Source organism: Stenotrophomonas sp. 109824_Sma (assembly GCF_056480025.1).
Window position 1 is genome coordinate 3,768,676 of record NZ_CM151078.1, and the last position, 26,449, is coordinate 3,795,124.

Genomic DNA, 26,449 nt, shown 5'->3' on the forward strand with positions numbered 1-26,449 from the left:
ATGAAACAGCCGCGTCAATCGGCGCGACGGCTCGCCCACTGCGCCAGCAGCACCGCCGTGGCCGAGGCCACGTTCAGGCTCTCCACTGCACCGCTGCCGGGAATCGAGACCTGCAGGTCGCATGCACCCGCCAGGCTGCGGTCCATGCCCTCGCCTTCGGCGCCCATCACATACACCAGGCGGGCCGGCAGCGAAGTGCGGAACACGTCGTCACCGCCCTCCACCAGGGTCGCCGCCAGGCCGAAGCCGGCCGCACGCAGCTGCGCCATCGCCTGGGCTGTATCCGGCAGTTGCACCAGCGGCACCGCTTCCGCACCGCCTTCTGCAACGCGCGCGGCGGCACCGGACAGCGCCAGCGTGCTGCCGGCCGGCAGCAGCAGCGCCTTGGCGCCGAAGTGTGCGGCCGAGCGCAGGATCGCACCGAGGTTATGCGGGTTGCCCACGCCATCCAGCCACAACGCCAGCGCCGGGCCGTCGCCGACCTGCTCCAGCCACTGCGCCAGCGGCAGTGCCGGAGCACGCAGCACATCGGCCACCACGCCTTCGTGATGGGTGGTACCGGCGAGCTTGTTCAGATCGCCGTCTTCAACCACGCGGTACCCCACACGGTTGGCCACGCACCACTTCAGCAGCGGCTGCAGGCGCGGAATGCGCGCCTCCAGCAGGTACAGCTTGCGCAGCGCCTGCGGCCGCGCTTCGAACGCGGCCAGCACGGCATTCAAACCGTACAGGCGCAGCTCGTCGCTGCCACCGCGCCCACCACCGCCCGTAGCCGGCGCCTCCGGGCGCGGCAACGGCGTTGCGCGCGGCGGACGGGCGGACGGGCGGCGGTTGTTCCAAGGGTTGTTCACTTACACACTCTCCTGCTTGCGCTGGCGCCAGAAATCGGCGTTCTTGATGCCCAGGGCATCAGGGTCGAACACCGGATCCAGGCCCAGCTTCTTCTGTCGTTCGTAGTCACGCAGGGCCAGCATCGCCGGCCTCTGGATGATGAGGATGGCAATGATGTTCAGCCAGGCCATCAGGCCCACGCCGATGTCACCCAGCGCCCAGGCCAGGGTCGCATTATGGAACGCGCCGAACACCACCATGGCGATGATGCCCAGGCGCAGCACCAGCACGGTCAGCGGGCGCTTCTTGTTGTGGTTCACATAGCTGAGGTTGGTCTCGGCCATGTAGTAGTACGCCATGATGGTGGTGAAAGCGAAGAAGAAAATGGCGATGGACACGAACGCCGAGCCCCAGCCCGGCAACACGGCTTCCACACCAGCCTGCGCGTAGCCAGCACCTTCCGGAATACCGGCCAGGCCCTGGAAGATCGGCGGGGCACTGGCGCCTGCCGCCGAATATACGTTGTAGGTGCCGCTGGCCAGGATCAGGAACGCGGTGGCGGTGCACACCATCATGGTGTCGAAGTAGATGGCGAAGGCCTGCACATAGCCCTGCTTGGCCGGGTGCGAGACTTCCGAGGCGGCTGCCGCGTGCGGGCCCGAGCCCTGGCCAGCTTCGTTGGCGTAGATGCCGCGCTTGATACCCCACTCCACCGCCAGGCCCATCATCGCGCCGAACGCGGCGTGAGTGCCGAAGGCGCTGCTGAAGATGATGTTGAACATCTCCGGCACGCGGTCGTAGTTGATGATCATGATGACGATGGCCATCAGGATGAAGCCGGCTGCCATGAACGGCACCACCACTTCGGCGAAATTGGCGATGCGCTTGACGCCACCGAAGATCACCACGCCCAGCAGCAGCGCCACCACGATGCCGATGCCCAGCTTCAGCGCCTGCACCGACTCCATGCCGAAGGCCTGGCCATCGAGCGGGCCGCACAGTGCGGTGCCACGGCAGGCGTTGATGATGCTGTCGGCGATGGCGTTGGCCTGCACGCCCGGCATCAGGAAGCCGGCGGCGATGATCGTGGCAAAGGCGAAGGCCAGCGCGTACCACTTCAGGCCCATGGCTTTTTCGATGTAGTACGCCGGGCCACCGCGGTAACGGCCTTCGGCATCCTTGGTCTTGTAGATCTGCGCCAGGGTGCATTCCACGTACGAGGTGGACGCGCCGAGGAAGCCCATCACCCACATCCAGAAGATCGCACCGGGGCCGCCGAAGGCGATGGCGGTGGCCACGCCGGCGATGTTGCCGATGCCCATGCGGCCGGCCATCGACATGGCCAGGGCCTGGAAGGAAGACACGCCGGCGTCGGATTTCTCACCCTTGACGGTGAGGCGGCACATTTCGAGGAAACCCCGGATCTGCATGAAGCGCGTGCGCAGGCTGAAGAACAGGCCGGCGCCCAGGCACACGAAGATCAGTGCCTTGCTCCAGATGATGCTGTTGATGAAGTGTACGGTTGCTTCCACGCGCGCTCTCTCCAGTCGGCGGGTTGTAAGGACGTCCCGTCGGCTGGAAGGGACCTGACCGATTCTCCCTGATCGAAGGCCGCTGCGGTAGCGCCATTGGTCGCGCCGGGCCATACCCGGAGAGCGGAGAAGGGGTCAGATCCCTTTTCCACTGGAAAAGGGATCTGACCCCGGGCCGTTCAAGGCAGCTGCGTGCGTACCCGGGCAAAACGGCGCAGGTCGTGCAGCACGCCGCGCTTGTAGACCGCACAGCGGTCCACGCCCTCCTCCTGGAAGCCGTTCTTTTCCAGCACCCGGGCCGAGCCGAGATTGAAGTCGACCACCCCGGCCTGCAGCCTGAACAGGCGAAGTTCGTCCATCACCCAGGGTGCGAACAGGCCGACCACCCGGGTCATCACTCCTTGGCCCCAGTAGGCCTGGCCCAACCAGTAGCCCAGCTCGGCCATGTGTCCGCGCTCGGCCACGCCCTGCTGGGCACCGACGCTGCCGCAGGCCTGGCCGTCGATCTCGATGGCCAGGTTCAGGGTGCCCGGGGCCAGCACGCGGCCGGCGAGGAAGGCCTCGCCATCCTCGCGCGTGTACGGGTACGGGAAGCGGTCGCGCAGGCCGCGCGACACCTCGGCGTCGTTGGCGTGGTGCAGCAGGGATTCCAGATCGTCCGGGCGCCAGGGGCGCAGGAGGAAACCTTCACCCTGTAGTGGCGGGGTCAGAGCCCTTTCCGTTCCGGAAAGGGATCCGACCCCTGGTCCGACCCCGTCGGCAGGCCGGTCAGGCATGACCGCCCACCGACGGCGATTCCGCTTCCTGCTTCTCCAGCTCGCGCTTCACCGCTTCCGGCGAGCGGGTATACGGCGCCAACCGCGCGTAGAACGCCGGCACCACGAACAGCGACAGGAAGGTCGAGAGGGTCACGCCGAAGATGATCACGATGCCGATCGTGCCACGGCTGGCCGAACCGGGGCCACCGGCCACCACCAGCGGAATGGCGCCGACCACGGTGGCGATCGAAGTCATCAGGATCGGGCGCAGTCGCACCACCGCCGATTCGATGATCGCCTCGCGCACGCTGCGGCCGTCGTCGCGCAGCTGGTTGGCGAATTCGACGATGAGGATGCCGTTCTTTGCGGCCAGGCCGACCAGCATCACGATGCCGATCTGGCTGAACAGGTTCACGGTACCGCCACTCACCCACAACCCGACCAGCGCACCGAGCACGCCCAGCGGCACGGTCAGCATGATGGTCAGCGGATGGATGAAGCTCTCGAACTGCGCAGCCAGCACCAGGTACACCACCAGCAGGGCCATGGCGAAGGTGAGCAGCACGGCGCCACCGGCGCTCTGGTACTCGCGCGATTCGCCCTTCCAGTTCACCTGCGCGTACTGCGGCAGTTCTTCCTGGGCCACGTTCTGTGCCCAGGCAATGGCCTCGCCCAGCGGATAGCCCGGCGCCAGGCCGGCACTGATGGTGATCGAGCGCAGGCGGTTGAAGCGGTTCAAGGTGCCGGCCTCGGCCACTTCACTCAGCGTGACCAGGTTGGACAGCGGCACCAGCTCGCCGGACGTGGCGCGCACGCGGATCGCGGCCAGGTCGGCCGGGCTGGCGCGGCCGTCACGTCCGGCCTGCACCAGCACGTCGTACTCCTCGCCGTTGTCGACGAAGGTGGTGACGCGACGCGAGCCCATCATGGTTTCCAGCGCCGAACCGATCGCAGTGACCGGCACGCCGAGATCGGCCGCACGCTGGCGGTCGATGTTCACCCGCATCTGCGGCCGGGTTTCCTTGTAGTCCGAGTCCGGGCCGACCAGGCCGGGGTTGTCGGCCATGCGCAGCAGGATGCGGTCGCGCCACTGCGCGATCTCCGCGTATTCCGGCCCGCCCAGCACGATCTGGAACGGCTGCCCGCCACTACGCACCAGGCCGCCACCGACCTGGGTACGCACGCGCACGCCACGGATGGTGTCCAGTTCCTTCTGCAGCTCATTGGCCACCTCCGGCGTGCCCTCGCTGCGCTGGCGCCACGGCTGCAGGAAGATGCTGACGCGGCCGGTGTGCATTTCCTCGCTGGCACCGAAGCCACCGGGCACGCGCGGGTTGGCGCGCACGATCGGCTTGTCCGGGCCCACATGCGGGGCCAGCAGCGCTTCCACCTGCTGCACCTGCTGCACGGTGTAGTCGTAGCCGGCGCCTTCCGGGCCGTCGATCATGATCTGGAACGAACCGCGGTCTTCGGCCGGTGCCAGCTCCGACGGCAGCAGCTTGAGCAGGCCCCAGCTCGCGGCCAGCGCAGCCACCATCACCAGCAGGTAGATCCAGGTGCGGTCGACATGGTGCTGCAGCACGCGACCATAGGCGCCCGCCAGGCGTTCCAGGTTGCGGTTGACGAAGCCGTGCAGGCCACGTGGCGCTTGCCCGGTGTGCGGCTTGAGCAGCTTGGAGGCCATCATTGGCGTCAGCGTCAGTGCCACGAACGCGGACAGCGCCACGGCGGCGGCCAGCGCCACTGCCAGTTCGCGGAACAGGCGCCCGGTGTTGCCTTCCAGGAAGCCGACCGGCAGGAACACTGCCACCAGCACGGCGGTGGTGGCGATCACCGCGAAGGCGACCTGCGCGGTACCGCGCTTGGACGCCACCAGCGGGGGTTCGCCCAGGTCGATGCGGCGCTGTACGTTTTCCACCACCACGATCGCATCGTCCACCACCAGGCCGATGCACAGCACCAACGCCAGCAGGGTCAGCAGGTTGATCGAGAAGTCGAACGCATACAGCGCGATGAACGCCGCGACCAGGCAGACCGGCACCGTCACCGCCGGAATCAATGCGGCGCGGAAACTGCCGAGGAACAGCCAGATCACCGCCAGCACCAGGATCATCGCCTCCACCAGCGTGGCGTAGACGCGGTCCACCGCCGCTTCGATGAAGGTGGTGTTGTCGAAGGCGACGAAGATCTGCGTGCCCTTGGGCAGGGTCAGCGCCACCCGCTCGGCTTCAGCGCGCGCGGTACGCGCCACGTCCAGCGAGTTGGCGGTGGAGGTCTTGACGATGCCCAGGCCGATGCCCGGCTCGCCGTTGCTGCGGTAGTACGCGCGGCGTTCGGCCGAGGCCAGCTCGATCTTCGCCACGTCGCCCATGCGCACTACGTAGCCATCGCGGCCCTTGCCCAGCGGGATGGTCGCGAAGTCTTCGGGCTTGATGTAGTTGCGCTCCACGCGCAGGGTGAAATCGCGGTCGGTCGACTCAATGCGGCCAGCCGGCAGTTCCACGTTCTCGTTGCGCAGCGCGGTTTCCACGTCGCCGGTGGTCAGGCCGCGTGCGGCCAGCTGGTCACGGTCCAGCCAGATGCGCATCGCATAGCGCTGGCGGCCGCCGATGCGGACCTGGGCCACGCCATCGAGGCTGGAAAAGCGATCGACCACGTAACGGTCGGCGTAGTCGCTCAGCTCCAGCGTGTCCATGGTCGAGGAGACCATGTTGAACCAGATGATGGGGTCGGCATCGCTCTCGACCTTGGCGATTTCCGGCGGCCGCGCCTCTTCCGGCATGCGGTCGGCAACACGGCTGACCGCGTCGCGCACGTCGTTGGCCGCCGCTTCGATATCGCGGTTCGAGGTGAACTCGATGCTGACCTGCGAACGGCCGTTGGTGCTGCGCGCGTTGATCGTATCGATGCCTTCGATGCCGGCCAGCGCGTCTTCCAGCACCTGGGTTATGCGGCTTTCGATGACCGCCGCCGAGGCGCCGGTGTAGTCCACCGACACCGACACGATCGGCGGGTCGATGGCCGGCAGTTCGCGCAGGGTCAGGCGGGTGAAGGACATCACGCCCAGCACCAGCAGCAACAGGCTCATCACCACGGCGAACACCGGCCGCTGGATGGAGATGTCGGACAGCTTCATCCGCCGTGGCCCTCGGCCGCGACCGGTGCCGGTGCATCAGCGGGCTTTGCACCACTGGCCGGTGCCGCGTCCTTCGCCGCAACCTTCAGGCCGGGACGCAGCTTGCCGGTGCCATCGACCACGATGCGCTGGCCCGCTTCCAGGCCCTGCCTGATCTCGACCACGCCGGCACGGCGCGCGCCGGTCACCACGTCCACGCGCTCGACGCTGTCGTCTGCGGTGATGCGATACACGTAGGTATCGCGGCCGACCTGCACCACGGCGATTTCCGGAATCACCAGCGCCGGGCGCTCGGGGCGGAACAGGCGCACGTCCAGCAGCATGCCCGGGCGCAGCGCATGGTCGCCGTTGGCGAAATCGGCGCGCACCGTCACTGCACGGGTGGCCGGATCGATGCGCGCATCGATGGTGCTGACCACGCCCTCGAAGGTGCGGCCGGGCCACGCCACGCTGGTGGCACTGACCTTGTCACCGACGCCCAGCGCGGCCAGCTCCACTTCCGGCACCTGGAAATCGATATGCATGTGCTCGATATCGTCGAGCGTGGCGATCACCGTGGTCGGCGTCAGCAGCGTGCCCGGGCTGACCTGGCGGATGCCGAGCACACCGGCGAACGGCGCACGCACGCGGCGGTCACCGATGTCCGACTGCATCTGCGCCACGCGCGCTTCGGCGGCATCGCGGATCGACTTCTGCGTATCCAGCGTGGCACTCGACACCAGCCGCTGCGTGGCCAACTCACGCTGGCGCTTGTACAGCTGGTCGGCCTCGTGGAACGTGGCCTGCGCCTGCACCAGCGCGGCCTCCTGGGCCTGGCCGCGCAGGGTCACGATCGGCGCGCCGGCCGCAATGTGCTGGCCGCTTTCGAAATGCACTTTCTCGACGATCTCGCTGACCTTGGCGGTCACGCTGATCGACTCGCGCGCCTTGGCCGTGCCCAGCGCCTGCAGGGTGTCGCTCCACTGGCGGGACTGCACGACCTGCGCGGTGACCGGCACCGCTTCTCCCTGCCGACGTGCGGCGGCCTCCTGTTTGCCTGCGCACCCGGCCAGCACGGCCAGGCTGAGGCCAAGGGCCAGGGTCGAAGCGATACGAGCCAACATGAACGGTCCTGATTGATCCACGGCCGCCGAGTGTAGGCAAGTGCCCCTGAAAGCGGTATGTGCCAAGCGTTTACCGGCGTGGAACCAAGGCCGCGATAGCGCCTTGAACCCGTTCCGTGCAAGGCTGCCACGGGCGGTGTCGGCGTGTGTCGGGGTGTATCCAGCCGTGCACCGCCCGGGCCGTCATCGTAGAGTCGAATCTGCCCGACGGAGGGCGTCGGGCGGGGACGGATCCTGGCGGGGATCCGGCCCCGTTTTTTTGCCCGTTGCCTCAATACCGGTAATTCAGCTTCATCCAGACGCTGCGCCCCGGCTCATTGATGCGCACCGGATCGGCGGGGAAGCCGAAGTCAGCGCTGCCGGCCAGATTCAGGTGCTCGCTGTAGGCGCGGTCGAACAGGTTGTCGACACCCGCGCTGAGCTGCAACTGCGAACTGAAACGGTACGCGGCATTGAGCGCGAAGGTGGCAAAGCCAGCGCTCGGTCCAAGGTCCTGCGCGACGACATTGCCCTGGCCATCTGCGACACGATGCTGGTGGGTCACCGCGCGCAGCAGCGCACCGGCACTCCAGCGCTGGCCTTCCCAGTTGGCACTCAGGCGCGCTTCCAGCGGCGGCATCTGCGGCAACGGGCGCTGCTGGTCGCGGTTCTCGCCCCAGGCATAGGCCAGCGTGCCACCCAGCTTCCACTGTTCGGCCACGCTCACTTCCAGCCCCGCCTCGGCACCGGCAATGCGCGCGTCGACATTGCTGGCCTGGCTCATGCCCATCATGCCGCTGCCGTGGTAGGTGAACAGGATGTAGTCCTGGATCTGCCCGGCATACGCCGAGACCCAGGCCTGCACGCGCGGTCCCTTGTACTGCAGGCCGACGTCGAGCTGGGTGGTGCGCTCGGGCTGGATACCGGCAAACGCGTTCACCGCACCGGTCGGGCCGTGGTCGGGCGAGAACAGCTCCCAGTAGTCGGGCATGCGTTCACTGTGGCCGAGGCCGGCATACCAGGTCAGGCCGTCGGCCAGGTCCTGCTCGTAGCGCAGGAAACCACTGCCGAGCCATTCCTTGCGGCGCTGTCCTGCGGTCGGATTGGGCATGTTGCCCATCATCCCGCGGATCGACTGCCGCTCGTCGCGCACGCTGGCACGGTCGATGCGCAGGCCGCTGATCCAGCGCTGATCGGTGCCGGCACCGAGGGTCAACTCGGTGAACACGCCATAGCGACGGAAGTTGGCATCGGTCTCCCAGGCCGCCTGGCGATAGGTGCCGCGGCCCATGCCCATGCGGCCACGATGGCGGCTGTCTTCGCCATCCACACCCGCCACCAGTTGCACGTCCTGCCAGCGCCACTCGGAACTGACCCGGCCGCCCTGGGTACGGCGGTCCACGTTCGAGGCCATCGGCATCGGCATCATGCTGTTCGGGTTCGGCGTGCGCAGCGTGTAGTTGTCCATCACGTGATCGGCCTCGTTGTAGTACACATTGGCCTGCACCGTGTCCCACGCCCCCGGCAGGTTGCGCTTCTCGAAGCGCGCGGCATAGCTGGTGCGCTCGAACGCAGCCCCGTCCATGCCGCGTCCCGCGTAGCGTGCGATGGCATCACCGGCACCGGCGGAGATTTCCAGCAGCGTGTCGGCATCCGGCGTCCAGCCGATCGCCACGTCACCGTTCCACTTGCGCCACTTCGATGGCACCACATCGCCGTGGCCGTCCTTGTAGTCATCGGCTTCGGAACGGTTGCCACTGGCACGCACGTAACCGGTCGGGTTGCCCAGGGTCAGGTCCAGCACCTGGTCGTTGCGGTTGCGCGAACCGACCAGCGCACTGGCATCGGCACGCAGGCCCGGTTCCTCGAAGCGCGGTGTATCGCGCTCGAAGCGCACGGTGCCGGCCGAGGCACCGGCGCCCCAGCGCACGCTCTGCGGGCCCTTGATGATGGTCAGCCGGTCGAAGCTTTCGGGTGAGATGTAGGACAGCGGATTGTCCATGCGCGACGGGCAGGCGCCGATCAGGTTGCCATCATTGCTGAGGATGTTCAGGCGCGAACCGAACATGCCGCGCAGCACCGGGTCGCCGTTGGTGCCGCCGTTGCGGATGGCGGAGAAACCGGGAACGGTCTTCAGGTAATCGGCGCCGTCGCTGGCGGGTACCGGCTGCCGCGGCAGGCGCGGGTCGGTCACCCAGTGCAGCGGCGAGGACGGTGCGGCGGCGGTCACCACCAGCGTGTCGAGGGTGCGCGCCTCTTCGGCGGGCGCGGCGTGGGCCACTGATGCGGCCACGGCCAGGCCGAGGGCAACCGGCAGGCGCGCACAGGCGCCCGCGGGGCGGGAAGTCATTTTCATTGGAACAGCTCCAAGTTACGCACGCGCGCACGGCGCCCGGTCAGGCGTCGTGCGGCAGATTCGATAGGGACATCAGCGAACGATGGAGAAACGCGGCGGCCCGCGCGCGGCATGCGCCGGCCAGCGCAGCGCGGGCAGTACCTGCTGTGACCACGGGAATGCCAGCCGCGGCCGCCACAGCAGCGGCAACAGCAGCACCAGCACCGCCAGCCACGGCAGCAGGCGCATGGCCAGCACGCAGTATTCGCAGGCTTCGCCGTGCATGGCGTGGGGATCGACCGGGCGGTTGCGCTCTGCCGGGGCGCTGCCGTGCTGATCGTGCCCGGCAATGGCCATGTCGTGCATGTCATGGCCCATGGCAGCGTGGTCCATGCCGGCCATCGCGGCGTGGTCCATCGGCGACGCCTGCAGCGCGCGGCTGACCAGCGGCGCAAGCACCATCAGCAGCGTCGCCAGGACGGCGAGCTGGAGCAGAAGGCGCTGCGGGCGGGACAGGCGGGTCACCCCGCTAGTGTAGAGCCGGGTCCAGGGTTACCCGTGCGACGAACCGTCGCAGGCATTTACGACACCCCGTCGCGGGGGTGTTCGGCAGGGCTGCGCCCTGCACCTGCCGAATCAACGTCAACGTCAAAAGCGGACAATCCGTGGGATGGCGGGGGGGGGGCCGGTTGCGGGGGACGCCGTAAATACGTCCATGTAGGCTCGGTCGCGCCATCCATGGCGCTCACGCCCCCGCAACCGGACCCACCCCGCCTTCGACAGATTCCTGCGGTCTGTTGGAACGGCTCTTGGGGTCAGATCCGTTTTCCTTCGGAAAACGGATCTGACCCCAGATGTATTTCGATATCTGACAGCTTCATCCACGGCATGGCGTGGATCTACCGTGTCGACCAAGGTCGACACCTACCAACAGCCATCGGAATCTGTCAGAGGTGGGGCGGTGTCGGAGTGCGGGGTGTCCGCGGCATGGATGCCGCGGCCAAGCCCCCAGGGATGGGTTTACGGCGTCCCCGCACTCCGACACCGCCCCGCCATCCCACGGATAGCGAGCTTTTGACGTTGCTGTTGCTGTTGCTCCGGTTTGCAGCAGGTGCAGGGCTGCAAGCCCTGCTCGACCCACCTCACACCGTGATGGTCTGGGTCAGCGACTCCCAGGTCGGTGGCACCGGCCACGCGGCCACCTGGTTGCCATCCAGCACCCGCCGCAGGTCGCGCGGATCAATCTGCGGTGCCAGCACATGCACCAGCTCCAACGCGTAATCACGCAGCACGCGGTCGCGCGGCAGCACTGCCCATGCAATGCACTCGCTGATCGGGTCCGGCGCCGGCCACGATCTCAGGTCTTCGTCGTTGGAACTGACCGCCATTTCGGCCAGCAGGCCCACACCCAGGCCGGTACGCACATAGGTCTTGATCAGATCGGCATCAAGCGCGGTCAGTGCCAGATCCGGCACCAGCCCATTGGCGGCGAAGGCGCGCTGCAACGACGAATTCGGGCGGGTCGAGGATTCGTAGCTGATCAATGGTTGCCGGGCCAACGCGGCCAGGTCCGGTGCGCGTCCGGCGCGATCCAGCGGGTGGCCCTTGGGTACCACCACCAGCCGCCGCCAGCGGAACAGCGGCACGGCAATGCCATCGGTGGGCTCACCGCCAGCGGTGCTGATGATCGCAATGTCGGCATCACCCTGGTTCAAGCGATCCAGCGCGTCGGCTTCACCGGCCTGCTGCAGGTGCACGCTCACCTGCGGATACGCCTGCTTGATCGCCGCCACCGCCGGCGGCAGCACGAAGCGCGCCTGGGTGTGGGTGGTGGTCAGGATCAGCTGGCCCTGGCTCTCGCGCCGCTGGTTGGCCGCGTAGGTGCGGATGTTGTTGGCCTCGGCCAGCACCGCGCGGGCGCGGGCGATGACCTCGGTGCCGGCCGGGGTGACCGACTCCAGGCTGCGGCCCTTGCGCACGAACAACAGGAAACCCAGCTCGTCCTCCAGCTGCTTGAGCTGCTTGGACAGGCCGGGCTGGGTGGCGTGCACGCGCGAGGCGGCCAGCGTGATGTTCAGCTCGGCGTCGGCGATGGCAACCAGGTAGCGCAGCTGGGTCAGCGTCATGGGCAGGCAGGCGGCGTGGGGCGGAGGTCCACTCTAGGGTCAATTGCCGTCACCAGCTTATAACCAAAGGTTGTTTAAGAAAGGTATCTGGTCATTTCCGGGCGTCATATGCCGGCGCTACGGTCAGCCGGCAGCCGCTGGCCTGAACAGCCAGCCCTCCCCCTTCGCCCGCCGAAGCCCGGCGCGGCCCCGTTTCCGGAGCGCTTCCATGGCCCTGTACGACTCCATCCTCGATACCGTCGGCAACACCCCCATCGTCAAGCTGCAGCGTCTGGCACCGCCGCAGGTCAGCGTCTACGCCAAGGTCGAGTCGTTCAATCCGGGCGGCTCGGTGAAGGACCGCCTGGCGCTGGCGATCATCCTCGACGCCGAAGCGCGTGGCCTGCTCAAGCCGGGCGACACCATCGTGGAGGCCACCTCGGGCAACACCGGCGTGGCCCTGGCGATGGTCGCCGCCGCGCGCGGCTACAAGTTCGTGGCGACCATGGTCGAGACCTTCTCGGTCGAGCGCCGCAAGCTGATGCGTGCCTATGGTGCCAAGGTGATCCTGACCCCGGCCGCCGAGCGCGGCAGCGGCATGGTGCGCAAGGCAGCCGAGCTGGCCGAACAGCACGGCTGGTTCCTGGCCAGCCAGTTCGCCAACCCGGCCAACCCGGCGTATCACCGCAACACCACCGCCGCGGAAATCCTGCGCGACTTCGCCGGCAAGCGGCTGGACTATTTCGTCAGCGGCTGGGGCACCGGCGGCACGCTCACCGGTGTTGGCGAAGTGCTGAAGGTCGCACGCCCACAGACCCGCATCATCGCCACCGAGCCGGCCGGCGCCGCCCTGCTCAAGGGCGATGACTGGAAGCCGCACAAGATCCAGGGCTGGACCCCGGACTTCGTGCCGGATGTGCTCAACCGCGATGTGGTGGACGAACTGGTCTCGGTCGAAGATGACCGCGCGATCGCCACCGCGCGCCGCCTGGCTGCCGAGGAAGGCATCTTCGTCGGCATCTCCGCCGGTGCCACCGTGGCCAGCGCACTGGACGTCGCCGCCCGCGCTGAACCAGGCTCGGTGATCCTGGCGATGCTGCCGGACACGGGTGAACGCTATTTCTCCACACCGCTGTTTGCCGATGTGAACGAAGGGTCCGACGACGACTGGCTGGCCGGCCTGCCGTGATGTGCAGGGTCGGATCCTTCTCCACGTGGAAAAGGCTCTGACCCTTTTCTGCTTCAGCCTGCGTGAAGGCGCCGCCCGCCATCGTGCGTGAAGGCCGTCGGATCGCAGCGCGTGAGACGGTCATGACGCAGTATCGATGCCCTGTCCCCTACCGTGGGAACAGCCGGCGCAGATGCTGCGCGGATCACCTCACAGGCAGGAGACGGACGCATGAAGATCGAGGTTTGGCAGGGCGACATCACGACCCTGGCGGTGGATGCGATCGTCAACGCGGCCAATGAAACACTGCTCGGTGGCGGCGGTGTCGACGGCGCGATCCATCGCGCAGCCGGCCCCGCACTGCTGGCCGAGTGCGAGCAGTTGCCGGAGCTGCGCCCTGGCGTGCGTTGCCCGACCGGCGAAGTGCGCGCCACCGCCGCCCACGCGTTGCCGGCGCGCCATGTGCTGCACACGGTGGGCCCGGTCTGGCACGACGGCCAGCGCGACGAACCGGCCTTGCTGGCCAACTGCTACTGGAAATCGCTGCAGCTGGCCGAATCGCTGGGCGTGCAGTCGATCGCATTCCCCGCGATCAGCTGCGGCGTGTATGGCTATCCGCTGTACCAGGCGGCGCAGATCGCAGTGACGGAAACACTGGCGTGGCAGCGCAGCCACGCACAACCGACGCGCATCGTGCTGGTGGCGTTCAATACCGCTACGGCCAAGGCCTACCAGCAGGCGTTGAGCGCCGCCGGGCAAAGCGCGGACAGCGAACCGCGCGTGTCGATGCTGCCGCCCCTGGGTGATGCAGGCTTTGCCGCCGCGCACTGAATCAGCGATGCGAGCAAAAGAAAAGGCCGGGCATTGCCCGGCCTTTTCCGTTGCACCATTGTCCTCATCCACGCGCGGCGTGGATCACGCTCAACGGCTGGCGGCTTCCACCGCGGCGGCGTCATCGGCCACGGCGGCCGCGTCGGCAGCCGCACGTGCCGCGGAGGCCGCAGCCCCATCGGCGCTGGCGCCATCCACCTGCACGCGCACTTCCACCATGCCCGCACCATTGTTCAGGCTGGACACGTCGACCGTGTAGTGACCGGCCGGCAGGGTCTCTTCCAGGCGCGAATTGGTACCGTTGCCACCGTCATCATCGGTCAGTTCGACATCGCCACCGACCACGCGCAGCACGGTATCGACCTGGCTGGAGATCGCATCCAGGCGCACATCGGCCGGGCGGTCCAGCGACAGCAGGAAGCGGCGGCGGCCATCGTTGTCGAGCATCGTGTACACACTGCCCGACTTCTGCAGCGCCGTGCCATCGCGCTCGACCAGATTACCGGGCAGCTCGATGCGGTTGGCCGACAGGGTGAACATGCCCGTGACACCGTCGCCGAGGCCACGCGCGGTCAGGGTGTACTTGCCCGGCTTCAGCGACAGGGTCAGGCGCGAGTTGGTGCTGTCGCCACCGTCGTCATTCTCGGCATCCACGCCCTGGCCCGACAGCTTCAGCACCGGATCGAAGACGTCCGACACCAGGCGGATCTCGTACAGGCCGGCCTTGTCCACCTGCAGGGTGTAGTCCTGGGAACCACCGGCCAGCATGTCGACGATCTCGCCACCACCCGCCAGCGGCCTGCCGTCATACGGCACCAGCTTCTCGGCGCGCAGGCGGTACGGACCGTAATCGGTCGAGCCGTTGGCGTTGACCGCCACCTGATAGGTGCCGCCACCGTTGGCACGGAAGGCCAGCGAGACATCGCCTTCGCGCTCGTAGCCGGTGTTGCTGCTGGCCACCAGGCTGCCGTTGTTGAACACGGCGATCGAGCCGCTCAGCGAACCGGTCAGCTTCAGCCCGACCAGCTGCTTGTCTTCCAGCTTGATCTGGTAGAGCTGGTGGTGGCTGCCGTCGTTGTAGTTGATGCCGCTGCGCGAGGTGATCTCGCCGGACACCGGCTTGTCGAAATCGAGTGACGCGGCCTTGCCCGCATCCGCGCCGCCGCCGATGCGGTTGCAACCGCCGGCGACCAGGACCGTGGCAACGGCCAGTGTGATTGCTGCCAAACGCATGTTGTTTCTCCTTGGCCTTCCATGTGGTTCCCGCATGCCGGCCGGGCACGCGGGGGCGGAAAAGATACCCGCAAAAGCAAACGCCGGCGTAAAGCCGGCGTTGCCCTGTTCATCCTGCAAGGGAACGGATCAACCGTTCCACTTGCCCAGCGCGGCCAGGCCGTTGTCCTTGGCGCGCTCGTACACGGTCTTCTGGGCGGCAGCGTAGTTGCCCTTCATGTCCTTGGCCCACAGCTTCAGCGCGGCCTGCTGCATGGCGCGGCCGTAGGAGAAGCTCAGCGGCCACGGCAGGTTGCCCAGCTGGTTCATCGCGTTCAGGTGCTCGGTGGACTGCTCGTCGCTCTGGCCACCGGACAGGAACACCACGCCCGGCAGGATCGCCGGCACGGTGCTCTTCAGGCACATCACGGTCGACTCGGCCACTTCCTCGACGTCGGCCTGCTCATCGCAGCCCTTGCCGGAGATGACCATCGACGCCTTCAGGATGGTGCCTTCCAGCAACACGTTCTGCTGGTACAGGGCGTCGAACAGCGAACGCAGGGTGGCTTCGGTGACTTCGTAGCAGGTTTCGATGTCGTGGTCGCCGTCCATGATCACTTCCGGCTCGACCATCGGCACCAGGCCGCATTCCTGGCACAGCGCCGCATAGCGGGCCAGCGCGTGGGCGTTGGACTCGATGCAGGTACCCGACGGGATGCTCTCGCCGATGTTGATGACCGCACGCCACTTGGCGAAGCGCGCACCCAGCTTGTAGTACTCCTGCAGGCGCTCGCGCAGGCCGTCGAGGCCTTCGGTCACCAGCTCGCCCGGGCAGCCGGCCAGCGGGTGCGCACCCTTGTCCACCTTGATGCCCGGAATCATGCCGTGGTCAGCCATGTACTTGGCGAACGGCACGCCGTCCTTGGTCGACTGGCGGATGGTTTCGTCGTACAGGATGGCGCCGGAAATGTGCTCGTTGAGCTTCGGCGTGGTCAGCAGCAGCTCGCGGTAGGCGCGACGGTTCTCCTCGGTGTTCTCGATACCGACGCCGGCGAAACGCTTGGCGATGGTAGCGGTGGATTCGTCGATCGCGATGATGCCCTTGCCCGGGGCGACCATAGCCTGGGCGGTTTCAGCCAGCTGTTCGATGCTCATGTATTTCCTGTGGCGGGTGCGGGAAAAACGTAAGTATAGCCCCGCTGCCCGTTGCCTCGCCGTGGAGGACAGGATGGAAACGCTTCCACGCTGGCGCAGGACAAAAGTTGTCCTGCGGCATGGGGCCGGAGCCCCTGCGGGGATCTGACCCTGGGGTCGGACCCGCAACGCGGCTCCGACCCCGGGCCAACACTACTTACAGATCGCCCAGGCCGCTGGCGCGGCCATCTTCGCCCACTTCCAGCAGGCGCAGGGTGTTGGTTGCACCCAGGGTCTCCATGTGCTCGCCGCTGGTGAACACGACACGGTCACCGGCCTGCAGCAGCTCGGATTCGACCAGCAGGCGGATGCTGCCGCGCGCGGCTTCGCGCGGGGTCAGGCCGCGGCTGTCGAAGTTGATCGGGTAGACATCGCGCATCAGCGCCATCTGGCGACGCGCGCCGTCATGGCGGGTCACCGCGAACACCGGCGCCTTGGCGCGGAAACGCGACAGGTAGCGCGCGGTGCCGCCGGATTCGGTCATCGCCACGATCGCACGCACACCCACGTGCTGCGACAGGAACATGGTGGCCATGGCAATCGCCTGGTCGGCACGTTCCAGGTTGCGCGGCGAGGCGTTGAAGTCGGTCTCGGTCTGGAACTGGCGCTCGGCACCCAGGCAGATGCGCGCCATCGCTTCCACGGCCTTGACCGGATAGGCGCCAGCGGCGGTTTCCGCCGACAGCATCACCGCATCGGTGCCGTCGATGACCGAGTTGGCCACGTCCAGCACTTCGGCACGGGTCGGGATCGGGCTTTCCACCATCGACTGCAGCATCTGGGTGGCGGTGATCACCACCTTGTTCTGCGCCAGCGAGGCCTTGATGATCTTCTTCTGCAGGCCCGGCAGCTCGGCATCGCCGATTTCCACGCCGAGGTCGCCACGGGCGACCATCACCACGTCGCTGGCCTCGACGATTTCGTCCAGGTTCTCGATCGCTTCGGTACGCTCGATCTTCGACACCAGCGCGGCATCGCAGCCGTGCGAACGGGCGATGTCACGCGCGTCGTTCATGTCCTGCGCGTTGCGGCAGAACGACACGGCAATGAAGTCGACGCCGATCTTGGCAACGATGCCGATCAGTTCCTTGTCGCGCTCGGTCAGCGCGCCCAGCGACAGGCCACCGCCCTGCTTGTTCAGGCCCTTGCGATCGGACAGCACGCCATCGTTGAGCACGGTGTTGACGATGCGGTCGCCCTGCACTTCCACCACCTGCAACTGCATCAGGCCGTCGTCGAGCAGCAGCACATCACCCGGGCCCACGTCCTGCGGCAGGCCGAGGTAGCTCACGCCGACCTGGTTGGCCGTGCCCGGGCCGGCGTTCTCGCTGGCGATCAGGTCGAAGCGGTCGCCCGCCTTCAGTTGCACCTTGCCTTCGGCGAAGCGCTCGATGCGGATCTTCGGGCCCGGCAGGTCGGCCAGGATGCCCACTTCCACGCCCACGCGTGCCGCAGCAGCACGCACTTCGGCGGCACGCTTGGCCTGGCCGGACGGATCGCCATGGCTGAAGTTCAGGCGCACCACATTGACGCCGGCGCGGAACAGATCCTCCAGCACGCCCGGCGGATCAGTGGCCGGACCGAGGGTGGCAAGGATCTTGGTGCGACGCTGACGCTCGAACATGGTGGATGGGCCTCTCCCGTTAAAGAACGGAAATTAGCACATCCTTCACGCCGCATGTATACGGTTACAGCCTTGTGCTGCCTGACTCCGCGGGTCATGGAACGGACATGGTCCGGACATACGCTGGCGCAGGGAGTTCGGTAGAGCCGAGCCCATGCTCGGCTCTACAGGGGACTAGGCCAGCAGCGTTTCCAGCTGTACCGGCTCACGGGCGAGCTGGCCAGCACCGGCGGCAGTGAGTTCCTCCTCACCACCAAAGCCCCACAGCACGCCGACGCTGCGCAGGCCGTGATGGCGCGCGCCTTCGATGTCCATGCGGCGGTCGCCGATCATCCAGCACTGCGCAGGCTGCACCTGCAACCGACGCAATGCTTCGCCGACCAGTTCCGGCTTGTGGCTGCGCGAGCCATCCAGGGTCGAACCAACGATCTCCTCAAACAGCCCGCCGAACGGCAGGTGGGCGAGGATGCGGCGCGCGTGCGGCTCGTTCTTGGCGGTGACCACCGCCAGGCGGTGGCCACGGCCATGCAACGTGCGCAGGGTGTCTTCCACCTGCGGGTACACCGTGTGCTCGCGCCAGCCTTCGGCGTCGAAGCGTTCACGGTAGTAGCCCACCGCCTGTTCCACCCGCGCCGGTTCGACGAACAGCGGCGCGAAGGTGGTGCGCAGCGATGGACCGATCCAGCCCAGCAGCGTTTCCTGCGGCGGCACCGGATGGTCCATCTTCTGCAGCGCATAGGCGATGCAGGCGGTGATGCCCACCTGCGAATCGATCAGCGTGCCGTCGAGGTCGAAGAACAGGACATCCTTGCTGCGGTCGGCACTCATGCGCCGCGCGCGTCGAGCGCGGCGACGGCCGGCAGGGTCTTGCCTTCCAGGAACTCCAGGAACGCACCACCGCCGGTGGAGATGTAGCTGACCTGCTTGGCGATATCGAACTTGTCCACCGCCGCCAGGGTGTCACCACCGCCGGCGATGGAGAATGCCGGCGAGCTGGCGATGGCGCGGGCCAGCGCTTCGGTGCCCTTGCTGAAGGCTTCGAACTCGAACACGCCGACCGGGCCGTTCCAGACCACGGTGCCGGCCTTCCCGATCAGCTGCGCGTACTGCGCAGCGGTCTGCGGGCCGATGTCCAGGATCAGATCGTCCTCGGCGACGGCGTCGACCGCCTTCACTTCGGCAACAGCATCCGGCATGAACTGCTTGGCGGTGACCACGTCGACCGGCAGCGGGATATCGGCGCCACGCGCCTTGGCGTCGGCCACGATCTTCTTCGCGGTGTCCAGCAGGTCCGGCTCGTACAGCGACTTGCCGACCTTGTAGCCGGCGGCAGCGATGAAGGTGTTGGCGATGCCACCACCGACGATCAGCTGGTCGACCTTGCCGACCAGGTTGGCCAGCAGTTCCAGCTTGGTGCTGACCTTGCTGCCGGCGACGATGGCCAGCAGCGGCTTGGCCGGTGCGTCCAACGCCTGCGCCAGCGCGTCCAGCTCGGCCATCAGCAGCGGGCCACCGGCCGCCACCGGGGCGAAGCGGATGACGCCATGGGTCGAGGCCTGCGCGCGGTGTGCGGTACCGAAGGCATCCATCACGAACACATCGCACAGGGCGGCGTACTTCTTCGACAGGGCTTCGTCGTCCTTGCCCTCGCCGACATTCATGCGGCAGTTTTCCAGCAGCACCAACTGGCCCGGCTGCACGTCGACACCGTCAACCCAGTCACGCACCAGCGGAACCTCGCGGCCCAGCAGCTCGGACAGGCGCTGCGCGACCGGCGCCAGCGAGTCGGCCTCGCTCCACACGCCTTCCTTCGGGCGCCCCAGGTGCGAGGTGACCATCACCGCCGCACCCTGCTCCAGCGCGCGCTTGAGCGTCGGCAGCGAAGCGGTGATGCGCTGTTCGGAGGTGATGCGGCCATTCTCGATCGGCACGTTCAGATCCTGGCGGATCAGCACGCGCTTGCCGGAGAGGTCGAGGTCGGTCATGCGGACGATGGACATGGGCAACTCTTTGGCTCAGGGACGGGATGCCGGGTACGGCAGACGGCCATTGTATCGCGGGTGGTGGGAGGGCCGATGCCTGCGGCAGGCAGAGGCGCAGGGCAACAGCAACAGCAACGGCAACGGCCAAAGCCAAGGCGCTGGCGCCTTGCGATGCTTTGGGTGGGCCGAGGCGGTGTGGGCTGGCAGGGGACGCCGTGAATCCGTCCTTGGAGGCTTGGCAGCCGCATCCATGCGGCTGACACCCCTGCCAGCCCACACCACCCCGGCCTCGACAGGTTCATGTGGCGGAGCGGATGGCAAAGGCAGAAGCGGTTTCTGATGTCGGTTGGAAAAGGAAGGGGTCAGATCCGTTTTCCTGCGGAAAACGGATCTGACCCCGAGGGCCGTCGAGCGAAGCGACCCGCTTCCGCTCTTGCTCTTCCTCCTTCTCTTCCGTGGATGGACGCACACGGAAACTGTCAGAGGCCGGGCGGGGTGGGTTCGCGGCGTCCCCCGCGAACCCACCCCGCCCGGCCAAACGCGGCTTTTGCTTTTGCTTTACACGGCCACCCACGAGGGGCTGCGCCGTTCGCTGGAACCTATTCCGAAGGCGCAGGCTTCTGCCGAAGCAGGCTGAGCGCCAGGCCACCCACCACCAGCACACCCAGCCCCAACAACGCCCACAGCAACCACGCCTTCCAATCGTGCTGCGGCTTCAGCGCCGCATCGCCCGCCAGCGGCTCCGGGCTGCCTTCCAGTCGCGCCAGCGTCGGCTGCCACGACGGATCATTGCGCTGCCGCAGCTCTTCGATCAGCACCCCGATCGGCGCGTCCGTGCGGTGTGCGGTCGCGCTACCCACCGCCAGTGCGTAGGGCGCTGCCCCCTGGCTCAGGAACACCAGCACTTCCGGCTGGTAGCCCAGGCGCAGTGTCGGCGCGGTGGCGGTTTCCGCCGGATTCGCCACCAGCTTCCAGTAGCGGTCGCGGTGCACGCCGCCCAGCGGCTGCGCCGCCGACTGCTGGCGCTGGCCCTGCGTGCCCTGCTGCACCTGGTACGCGATCCACGGCGCGCTGCGGCGCTGCCACTCCGCACTCTCATCATCGCGGCTGAACAGCGTCCATTGCACCAGGCTGTTGTCGGTGCTGGCCACATCGGCGCGCGCCACCGGGAACCGGCCATCCATCTCGAAGGTGTACTCGCCCTTGCCCTTCGACGTCGGCTCCAGCGACAGCCATTCCCACGGCAGCGTCGCCGGCGCTGGCGGCAATTCCGCCAGTACGCCACGCAGGGTCGGCAGGCGCGAATCGCCCTGCGCCAGGATGCGCAGGTAGCGTGCAGTGCCGTCCACCTGCAGGCGGCGCTGCAGCAGGCGCTTGCCGGCGCGCTGCAGATCCACCAGGGGCACGTCGCTGCCAATCGAGCGCCAGTGCTGCAGGTCGTCGCTGGCGTCCAGCTGCACCTGTGCCTGCAGTGGCTGCCCGCTGTCGGCCCAGTCCAGCACCAGCGCTGCCAGCGGCTGCTGGTCGAGCATGCTGGCGTCGATCAGCCAACCACCCTGCCCGTTCGCCACCGTCCCGCCACTCACCCGTGCCTCGACCCGGCGCACGCGGCCATCGGTATCGCGTTCGGTAAGCAGCTGCAGGTCGTTGCGCTGGGCATCGGCCAGCGGCGGCAACGCGAACCACGGCAGTTCACGCTGCACCGGCGGTTGCGCCAGCGGCTGGTCCGGTGCCAGCAGTGCCGACGGCAACAACTGGCTGGCCGCGTTGAACACCTGCAGATCGCTGAGGTCGGGGCTCACGGCTCGGCGGTAGATCGCCGGCTCCAGCACGATGCGGTAAGCACCGGACTGCGCGCTGGACAACGTCAGCGGCCATTGCTCGGCATATTGCGTGCGGTAGTCGGCCGCCTGCACCACGACGGCGGCCAGCATGCCGAACATCGCCGGCAGCAGCGCCCTGCTCCACTTCCTCATTGCTTTTCCTCCACGGACGGCGCCGCGCTCGGCGGTGCCGGTGCCAGATAACCCACAACCGTGCACAGCAGGCCATAGGCGATGAACGATGCGATGCCCAGCAGATTGCCCAGGTGCTGGCGATCGACAACAACCAGCTTGGCCAGCACCACGCCCATCAGCACGGCACCGACCATCCACAACACACGCTGGCCACGACGCGAACCCCACACCCAGGCAATCACGCCCAGCACGCTCCACAACACGGTCAGGCTGGTCTGCGCCAGGCTGAAGCGCATCATCGACGCGTTCCAGGTCAGCCCCCCCCACTGGTGCACGCCATGCAGCACCAGGCTGGTCAGTGCGACGAAGGCCGCCAGTGCCAGCAGCGGCATGCGGATGTTCAGCAATGCCTGCGGCGCCTGTGGTCGCTGATCGCCGTACAGCCAGCGCGCCAGCAGAAGCAGGCTCAACCACTGGCCGATCTCGGCCGGATTCAGCACCGGCAGCCACAACAGCGGCGCGGCGTCGCCCGGCAGCAGCTGGCCGAACAACCATCCGATCGACAACAGGCCGAACAGCACGCATTGCAGCGGCACGCGCACGCTGTCGAAGGCCTGCCCCAGCGGCCAGCGCAGCGCGTTCCAGCGCCACAGCGACAGCGCCGCCATCAGCAGCCACGGCAAGGTCACCAGCAGGGTGGTCCAGCCCTGCGCCAGATCGGCTTCGCCACCGCCCCACAGGGCCAGCAGCGAAAGCAGCGACGGCCACAGCAGCCACCACAGGAACTGCGCGATGCGGGCCACGGTGTCACCGCCCTTGCGCAGGCACAGCAGGGTACGCACGCCCAGCACCGCGAACACCGCCCAGGCCAGCGCGCCGTAGCCGGCGAACGGCTGGTGGTGCGCATCGCTCTGCATCAGCGCCAGCGGGAAGCCCAGCGCGAGCATGGCCAGTGCGGTCACGCCCAGCGCACGCGCCGGCTGGCGACGCTGCACTTCGGCGGCCAGCCAGGCAGTGACCGCAGCCAGCACCAGCAACGCGTCCACTTCGGTGCGGTAGGGGAAGAAGCGGGTGATCTCATGGACCAGGCCGCCCAACCACCACAGCAGGCCCCACAGGTAATACACCAGTGCGACCTCATGACGCGGCCTGCGCTGATAGCTCCACGCCGACGCGAAGCCGGCCAGGGCCAGCAACAGCGCGCCAATGGCGGTCGGGTTGATCAGGAAGCGCAGGTCTTCGTGCCAGTGGTCACCGCCGGCAACGAAGGCGAACGCGGCGCCGATCTGCAGCAACGCTCCGGACACCTGCGGCAGCCAGCGCTTCTGGCGCAGCCCCAACCAGGCCAGGCCTGCACCTTCCAGTGCAAACACGGCACCGGTGGCGCGCGCCGACAATGCCAGCGGCACCGCCAGCGTGGCGAAGCCCACCGCCAGCACCGCATGCGACTGCGCCAGCACGGTGTACGACGCACGCGCGATCAGCGCACGCGCCAGCACCGCGTAGATCGCGGCCAGGCCCAGCGCGCACAGTGCCAGCGTCATCGGCTGCTCGTGCAGCATGCCCGCCTGCAGCGAGAACGCGACCAGCGGCGTGCCGAACACCAGGCTGCCATCGATCAGGTCGCGCCGGCCGGCCGGCTGGCGGCGCGCGTACAGCAGCGGTATCAGCAGGTAGAACACGAAGAACAGCACCAGGAACGGCTCGGTGCTGCTGAACTTGTCCGGTGCGTACTGCAGCACGCCCCAGAACGTGCCGATGCCGAAGGTGAAGGCGAAGCCCAGCAGGTTCAGCGCGCGCCATGGGCGGAACCAGGCGATGGCGAAGATGCCCGCATTGAGCACGGCGTAATAGCTGAACAGCCCCACGTGGTTGCCACTGCCGGTGGACAGCCACAGCGGTGCCATGAAGCCGGCCAGGATGCCCAGCACGGCCAGCGTGCGCGAGTTCTGCACCACCGCCAGCACGCACAGCCCGGCCACCAGTGCAATGGAGCTGACGAAGGCAAAGCCCGGGGGAATCAGGTCGAAGCGCTTGAATGCCGCGAAGATGGTCAGCAGCAGCACGCCGATGGCACCGCCCTGCAACGCCAGCGCAAACAGGCGCCGGCGCTCGCGCTGGTGCCAGCCGAAGGCCAGCAGGCCCAGCGCACCCACGGTGATGCCGGCCAGGCGCAGCTCGATCGGCAACACCAGCCAGCCTTGGTCGCTGACGTACTTCAGCAGTGCCGCGACACCGGCCAGCAGCACCAGCATGCCGATCTTGACCGGCACGTTGCCTTCGGTAAACCAGCGCTTGACCGCACCGATGCCGCGCTCGATGGCGTTGGGCAGTGCCGGTTCGGAAGGCAGCGGCGGCTGCACCGGAACGGGTGGTACCGGCGGTGGCGCAGCAGGTCGGGGAACAGGCGCCTCGGTCGGCGCTGCGTCGCGCACCGGTGGCTGCGGGGGTTGCGGCGCAGCAGCGGCGACCGGCCGCAGGAACGGTGGATCGGCGCCGGCCGCAGGCGTGGCCACAGGCCGTTCAGGCGCGGGCGCGGTAGCGGCCGGCCTGGCGGTGGCAGGCGCGGCGGCCATGGCGCTTTCCAGCGCCGCGACGCGGCGGCGCAGGCCGGAAATCATCACCAGCGCCACGACCAGCAGCAGCGGGATGGCCAACAGGACCAGTACGACCAGGGCGATCAGTGCTTCCATTGCGTGCTTCCATTGCGTTCCCGCGCCCCAGCGGCAGCGGTCGACCGCCCCATGCTACGACAGGGTGGGTCCCATAAACGACGAACCCCGGCCAGGCCGGGGTCCGTCTACGATCTGCGCCGGCCTTACTTGGCGGCGATGACCTTGGCCATTTCCAGGCACTTGTTCGAGTAGCCCCACTCGTTGTCGTACCAGGTCACCAGCTTGACGAAGGTACCATCCAGAGCGATGCCGGCATCGGCGTCGAACACCGAGGTGCAGGTTTCGCCGCGGAAATCGGTGGCCACGACCTTGTCTTCGGTGTAGCCCAGGATGCCCTTCAGCGGGCCTTCGCTCTGTGCCTTCACTTCAGCGCAGATCTCGGCGTAGGTAGCTTCCTTTTCCAGCTCGACGGTCAGGTCGACCACCGACACGTCCGAGGTCGGGACGCGGAAGCTCATGCCGGTCAGCTTCTTGTTCAGTTCCGGGATGACCACGCCGACGGCCTTGGCCGCACCGGTGGACGAGGGAATGATGTTTTCCAGGATGCCACGGCCGCCGCGCCAGTCCTTGTTGGACGGGCCATCGACGGTCTTCTGGGTGGCGGTGGCCGCATGCACGGTGGTCATCAGGCCACGCTTGATGCCCCACTTGTCGTTGATGACCTTGGCCAGCGGGGCCAGGCAGTTGGTGGTGCACGAGGCGTTGGAGATGATCGCCTGGCCGGCGTAGGTCTTGTCGTTCACGCCGAACACGAACATCGGCGTGTCGTCCTTCGACGGGGCCGACATGATGACCTTCTTGGCACCGGCATCGATGTGCTTCTGCGCGGTTTCCTTGGTCAGGAACAGGCCGGTGGCTTCCAGCACCACGTCGGCGCCGACTTCGTCCCACTTCAGGTTGGCCGGGTCGCGTTCCTGGGTCAGGCGGATCTTCTTGCCATTGACCAGCAGATCGTTGCCCTGCACCGCCACGTCGGCCTTGAAGCGGCCGTGCACGGAGTCGTACTTGAGCATGTACGCCAGATAGTCCGGCTCCAGCAGATCGTTGATGGCCACGATTTCGATGTCGTCGCCGAAGTTCAGCACCGCCGAGCGCAGGACGTTACGCCCGATGCGACCGAAACCGTTGATACCAACCTTGATTGCCATGTTCTCAAGCTCCTGCGGCCGCGACAGGTGCGGCGGGATGGATAGGGCCCACAAGTCTAGCAAACCGGGGCTGGCCACCGTGGGCCGGCCGGGGCCGGCAGCAGGCCGGCGGACAGGATTTGATCCGGATCAAAGCGTTAGCGCGGCGTGAGGCCGACACTGGCCCCATCCACCCAGCAACGAGAACACCCCCATGCGCAAGAGCTCCCCCCTGATCGTGGCCAGCCTGGCCGCCGCCCTGTCGCTCGCCGCCGCCCCGGCCATGGCCCAGTCCAAGGGCGACTGGACCGTCTCGGCCGGCGTCCACCAGGTGGCGCCGAAGTCGAACAACGGCTGGCTGGCCGGCGGCACCCTCAAGGTCGACGTCGACAACGACGTCAAGCCGACCATCACCGGTGAGTACTTCATCGCCGACAACCTGGGTATCGAAGTGCTGGCCGCGCTGCCGTTCAAGCACGACATCAACATCAACGGCCTGGGCCGCGTGGGCAGCACCAAGCAGCTGCCGCCGGTGGTGACCCTGCAGTACCACTTCAACAGCAAGGGCAAGGTGTCGCCGTTCGTCGGCGCGGGCGTGAACTACACGACCTTCTTCAGCGAAGACACCACCGGTGCGCTGGCTGGCAGCAAGCTGAAGCTGCAGGATTCGTGGGGCCTGGCCGCACACGCCGGCGTGGACTTCGCGATCGGCGAGAAGGGCGCACTGCGCGTGGACATGCGCTGGATCGACATCGACAGCAAGGTGAAGTTGAACGGCGAGAAGATCGGTACGGTCAACATCGATCCGCTGGTCTACGGCGCGTCCTACGTCTTCAAGTTCTAAGCGGTGTGTTGAGTGCGGGGGCTTCGCCCCCGCTCCCCCGCTACCAGCAAAACCC

General features: G+C 67.4%; 19 protein-coding genes. 3 read left to right on the forward strand and 16 right to left on the reverse strand.

Annotated elements, in window-relative coordinates:
• Positions 1-14: 14 nt before the first annotated feature.
• The 8 genes from ACZK1G_RS17735 to ACZK1G_RS17770 form a co-directional block, all read right to left on the reverse strand.
• Entirely contained in the window at positions 15-851 is an 837-nt protein-coding gene (locus ACZK1G_RS17735) for a TrmH family RNA methyltransferase (protein WP_101765994.1), read from the reverse strand.
• Positions 852-2,363 carry an alanine/glycine:cation symporter family protein gene (locus ACZK1G_RS17740; RefSeq protein WP_049442688.1) on the reverse strand — a complete coding sequence of 504 codons (1,512 nt, stop codon included), beginning with the start codon at positions 2,361-2,363 and terminating at the stop codon, positions 852-854.
• A 179-nt stretch (positions 2,364-2,542) separates the two neighbouring features.
• Entirely contained in the window at positions 2,543-3,139 is a 597-nt protein-coding gene (locus ACZK1G_RS17745; RefSeq protein ID WP_101765995.1) for a GNAT family N-acetyltransferase, read from the reverse strand.
• Positions 3,132-6,257: an efflux RND transporter permease subunit gene (locus ACZK1G_RS17750; RefSeq protein WP_101765996.1), complete on the reverse strand. Its 3,126-nt coding sequence runs from the start codon at positions 6,255-6,257 to the stop codon at positions 3,132-3,134. Before ACZK1G_RS17750 ends, ACZK1G_RS17745 begins: the two co-directional genes overlap by 8 nt.
• On the reverse strand, positions 6,254-7,360 hold the full coding sequence (locus ACZK1G_RS17755) for an efflux RND transporter periplasmic adaptor subunit (RefSeq protein ID WP_014038290.1): 1,107 nt from the start codon (positions 7,358-7,360) through the stop codon (positions 6,254-6,256). The genes ACZK1G_RS17750 and ACZK1G_RS17755 overlap by 4 nt, the downstream gene beginning before the upstream one ends.
• 271 nt (positions 7,361-7,631) lie before the next feature.
• Complete coding sequence (locus ACZK1G_RS17760) at positions 7,632-9,695, reverse strand: TonB-dependent copper receptor (RefSeq protein WP_101765997.1); 2,064 nt, start codon at positions 9,693-9,695, stop codon at positions 7,632-7,634.
• 72 nt (positions 9,696-9,767) lie between these two features.
• On the reverse strand, positions 9,768-10,199 hold the full coding sequence (locus ACZK1G_RS17765) for a DUF2946 domain-containing protein (protein WP_101765998.1): 432 nt from the start codon (positions 10,197-10,199) through the stop codon (positions 9,768-9,770).
• Positions 10,200-10,816: 617 nt separating this feature from the next.
• Positions 10,817-11,800 (reverse strand): LysR family transcriptional regulator, encoded by a 984-nt coding sequence (locus ACZK1G_RS17770; protein ID WP_101765999.1) that lies wholly within the window; start codon positions 11,798-11,800, stop codon positions 10,817-10,819.
• A gap of 208 nt (positions 11,801-12,008) precedes the next feature.
• Between ACZK1G_RS17770 and cysK the strand changes: the two genes are divergently transcribed.
• Positions 12,009-12,968 (forward strand): cysteine synthase A, encoded by a 960-nt coding sequence (gene cysK, locus ACZK1G_RS17775; protein ID WP_046432270.1) that lies wholly within the window; start codon positions 12,009-12,011, stop codon positions 12,966-12,968.
• A 210-nt stretch (positions 12,969-13,178) separates the two neighbouring features.
• Complete coding sequence (locus ACZK1G_RS17780) at positions 13,179-13,778, forward strand: O-acetyl-ADP-ribose deacetylase (RefSeq protein WP_197622254.1); 600 nt, start codon at positions 13,179-13,181, stop codon at positions 13,776-13,778.
• Between the two features lie 90 nt (positions 13,779-13,868).
• Here the strand turns inward: ACZK1G_RS17780 and ACZK1G_RS17785 are convergent, their stop codons facing one another.
• The 8 genes from ACZK1G_RS17785 to gap form a co-directional block, all read right to left on the reverse strand.
• Entirely contained in the window at positions 13,869-15,011 is a 1,143-nt protein-coding gene (locus ACZK1G_RS17785) for an ABC transporter substrate-binding protein (RefSeq protein WP_101766000.1), read from the reverse strand.
• Positions 15,012-15,140: 129 nt separating this feature from the next.
• Positions 15,141-16,145, reverse strand: a complete 1,005-nt coding sequence (locus ACZK1G_RS17790) for a class I fructose-bisphosphate aldolase (protein WP_006465625.1) — start codon at positions 16,143-16,145, stop codon at positions 15,141-15,143.
• Between the two features lie 196 nt (positions 16,146-16,341).
• Positions 16,342-17,808, reverse strand: a complete 1,467-nt coding sequence (pyk, locus tag ACZK1G_RS17795; RefSeq protein ID WP_101766001.1) for a pyruvate kinase — start codon at positions 17,806-17,808, stop codon at positions 16,342-16,344.
• Between the two features lie 174 nt (positions 17,809-17,982).
• Positions 17,983-18,636, reverse strand: a complete 654-nt coding sequence (locus ACZK1G_RS17800) for an HAD hydrolase-like protein (protein ID WP_014038298.1) — start codon at positions 18,634-18,636, stop codon at positions 17,983-17,985.
• The gene (locus tag ACZK1G_RS17805; RefSeq protein ID WP_049442696.1) at positions 18,633-19,808 is read right to left on the reverse strand and encodes a phosphoglycerate kinase; all 1,176 of its coding nucleotides are present in this window, start codon (positions 19,806-19,808) and stop codon (positions 18,633-18,635) included. The genes ACZK1G_RS17800 and ACZK1G_RS17805 overlap by 4 nt, the downstream gene beginning before the upstream one ends.
• A gap of 581 nt (positions 19,809-20,389) precedes the next feature.
• Complete coding sequence (locus ACZK1G_RS17810; protein WP_101766002.1) at positions 20,390-21,766, reverse strand: DUF3999 domain-containing protein; 1,377 nt, start codon at positions 21,764-21,766, stop codon at positions 20,390-20,392.
• Positions 21,763-24,441: a DUF2339 domain-containing protein gene (locus tag ACZK1G_RS17815; protein WP_197622275.1), complete on the reverse strand. Its 2,679-nt coding sequence runs from the start codon at positions 24,439-24,441 to the stop codon at positions 21,763-21,765. Before ACZK1G_RS17815 ends, ACZK1G_RS17810 begins: the two co-directional genes overlap by 4 nt.
• A 125-nt stretch (positions 24,442-24,566) precedes the next feature.
• On the reverse strand, positions 24,567-25,571 hold the full coding sequence (gap, locus tag ACZK1G_RS17820; protein ID WP_049465610.1) for a type I glyceraldehyde-3-phosphate dehydrogenase: 1,005 nt from the start codon (positions 25,569-25,571) through the stop codon (positions 24,567-24,569).
• 193 nt (positions 25,572-25,764) lie between these two features.
• On the opposite strand from gap, the gene ACZK1G_RS17825 reads away from it, so the two are divergent.
• Entirely contained in the window at positions 25,765-26,394 is a 630-nt protein-coding gene (locus ACZK1G_RS17825) for an OmpW/AlkL family protein (protein WP_049442699.1), read from the forward strand.
• Positions 26,395-26,449 lie beyond the last annotated feature (55 nt).

What these genes read in the sequence shown, in the direction of transcription:
- ACZK1G_RS17745 (WP_101765995.1), bottom strand. Translation starts at nt 3,139, where the DNA reads ATGCCTGACCGGCCTGCCGACGGGGTCGGACCAGGGGTCGGATCCCTT.
- ACZK1G_RS17750 (WP_101765996.1), bottom strand. Translation starts at nt 6,257, where the DNA reads ATGAAGCTGTCCGACATCTCCATCCAGCGGCCGGTGTTCGCCGTGGTG.
- ACZK1G_RS17755 (WP_014038290.1), bottom strand. Translation starts at nt 7,360, where the DNA reads ATGTTGGCTCGTATCGCTTCGACCCTGGCCCTTGGCCTCAGCCTGGCC.
- ACZK1G_RS17760 (WP_101765997.1), bottom strand. Translation starts at nt 9,695, where the DNA reads ATGAAAATGACTTCCCGCCCCGCGGGCGCCTGTGCGCGCCTGCCGGTT.
- ACZK1G_RS17770 (WP_101765999.1), bottom strand. Translation starts at nt 11,800, where the DNA reads ATGACGCTGACCCAGCTGCGCTACCTGGTTGCCATCGCCGACGCCGAG.
- cysK (WP_046432270.1), top strand. Translation starts at nt 12,009, where the DNA reads ATGGCCCTGTACGACTCCATCCTCGATACCGTCGGCAACACCCCCATC.
- ACZK1G_RS17780 (WP_197622254.1), top strand. Translation starts at nt 13,179, where the DNA reads ATGAAGATCGAGGTTTGGCAGGGCGACATCACGACCCTGGCGGTGGAT.
- ACZK1G_RS17785 (WP_101766000.1), bottom strand. Translation starts at nt 15,011, where the DNA reads ATGCGTTTGGCAGCAATCACACTGGCCGTTGCCACGGTCCTGGTCGCC.
- ACZK1G_RS17790 (WP_006465625.1), bottom strand. Translation starts at nt 16,145, where the DNA reads ATGAGCATCGAACAGCTGGCTGAAACCGCCCAGGCTATGGTCGCCCCG.
- pyk (WP_101766001.1), bottom strand. Translation starts at nt 17,808, where the DNA reads ATGTTCGAGCGTCAGCGTCGCACCAAGATCCTTGCCACCCTCGGTCCG.
- ACZK1G_RS17800 (WP_014038298.1), bottom strand. Translation starts at nt 18,636, where the DNA reads ATGAGTGCCGACCGCAGCAAGGATGTCCTGTTCTTCGACCTCGACGGC.
- ACZK1G_RS17805 (WP_049442696.1), bottom strand. Translation starts at nt 19,808, where the DNA reads ATGTCCATCGTCCGCATGACCGACCTCGACCTCTCCGGCAAGCGCGTG.
- ACZK1G_RS17810 (WP_101766002.1), bottom strand. Translation starts at nt 21,766, where the DNA reads ATGAGGAAGTGGAGCAGGGCGCTGCTGCCGGCGATGTTCGGCATGCTG.
- ACZK1G_RS17815 (WP_197622275.1), bottom strand. Translation starts at nt 24,441, where the DNA reads ATGGAAGCACTGATCGCCCTGGTCGTACTGGTCCTGTTGGCCATCCCG.
- gap (WP_049465610.1), bottom strand. Translation starts at nt 25,571, where the DNA reads ATGGCAATCAAGGTTGGTATCAACGGTTTCGGTCGCATCGGGCGTAAC.
- ACZK1G_RS17825 (WP_049442699.1), top strand. Translation starts at nt 25,765, where the DNA reads ATGCGCAAGAGCTCCCCCCTGATCGTGGCCAGCCTGGCCGCCGCCCTG.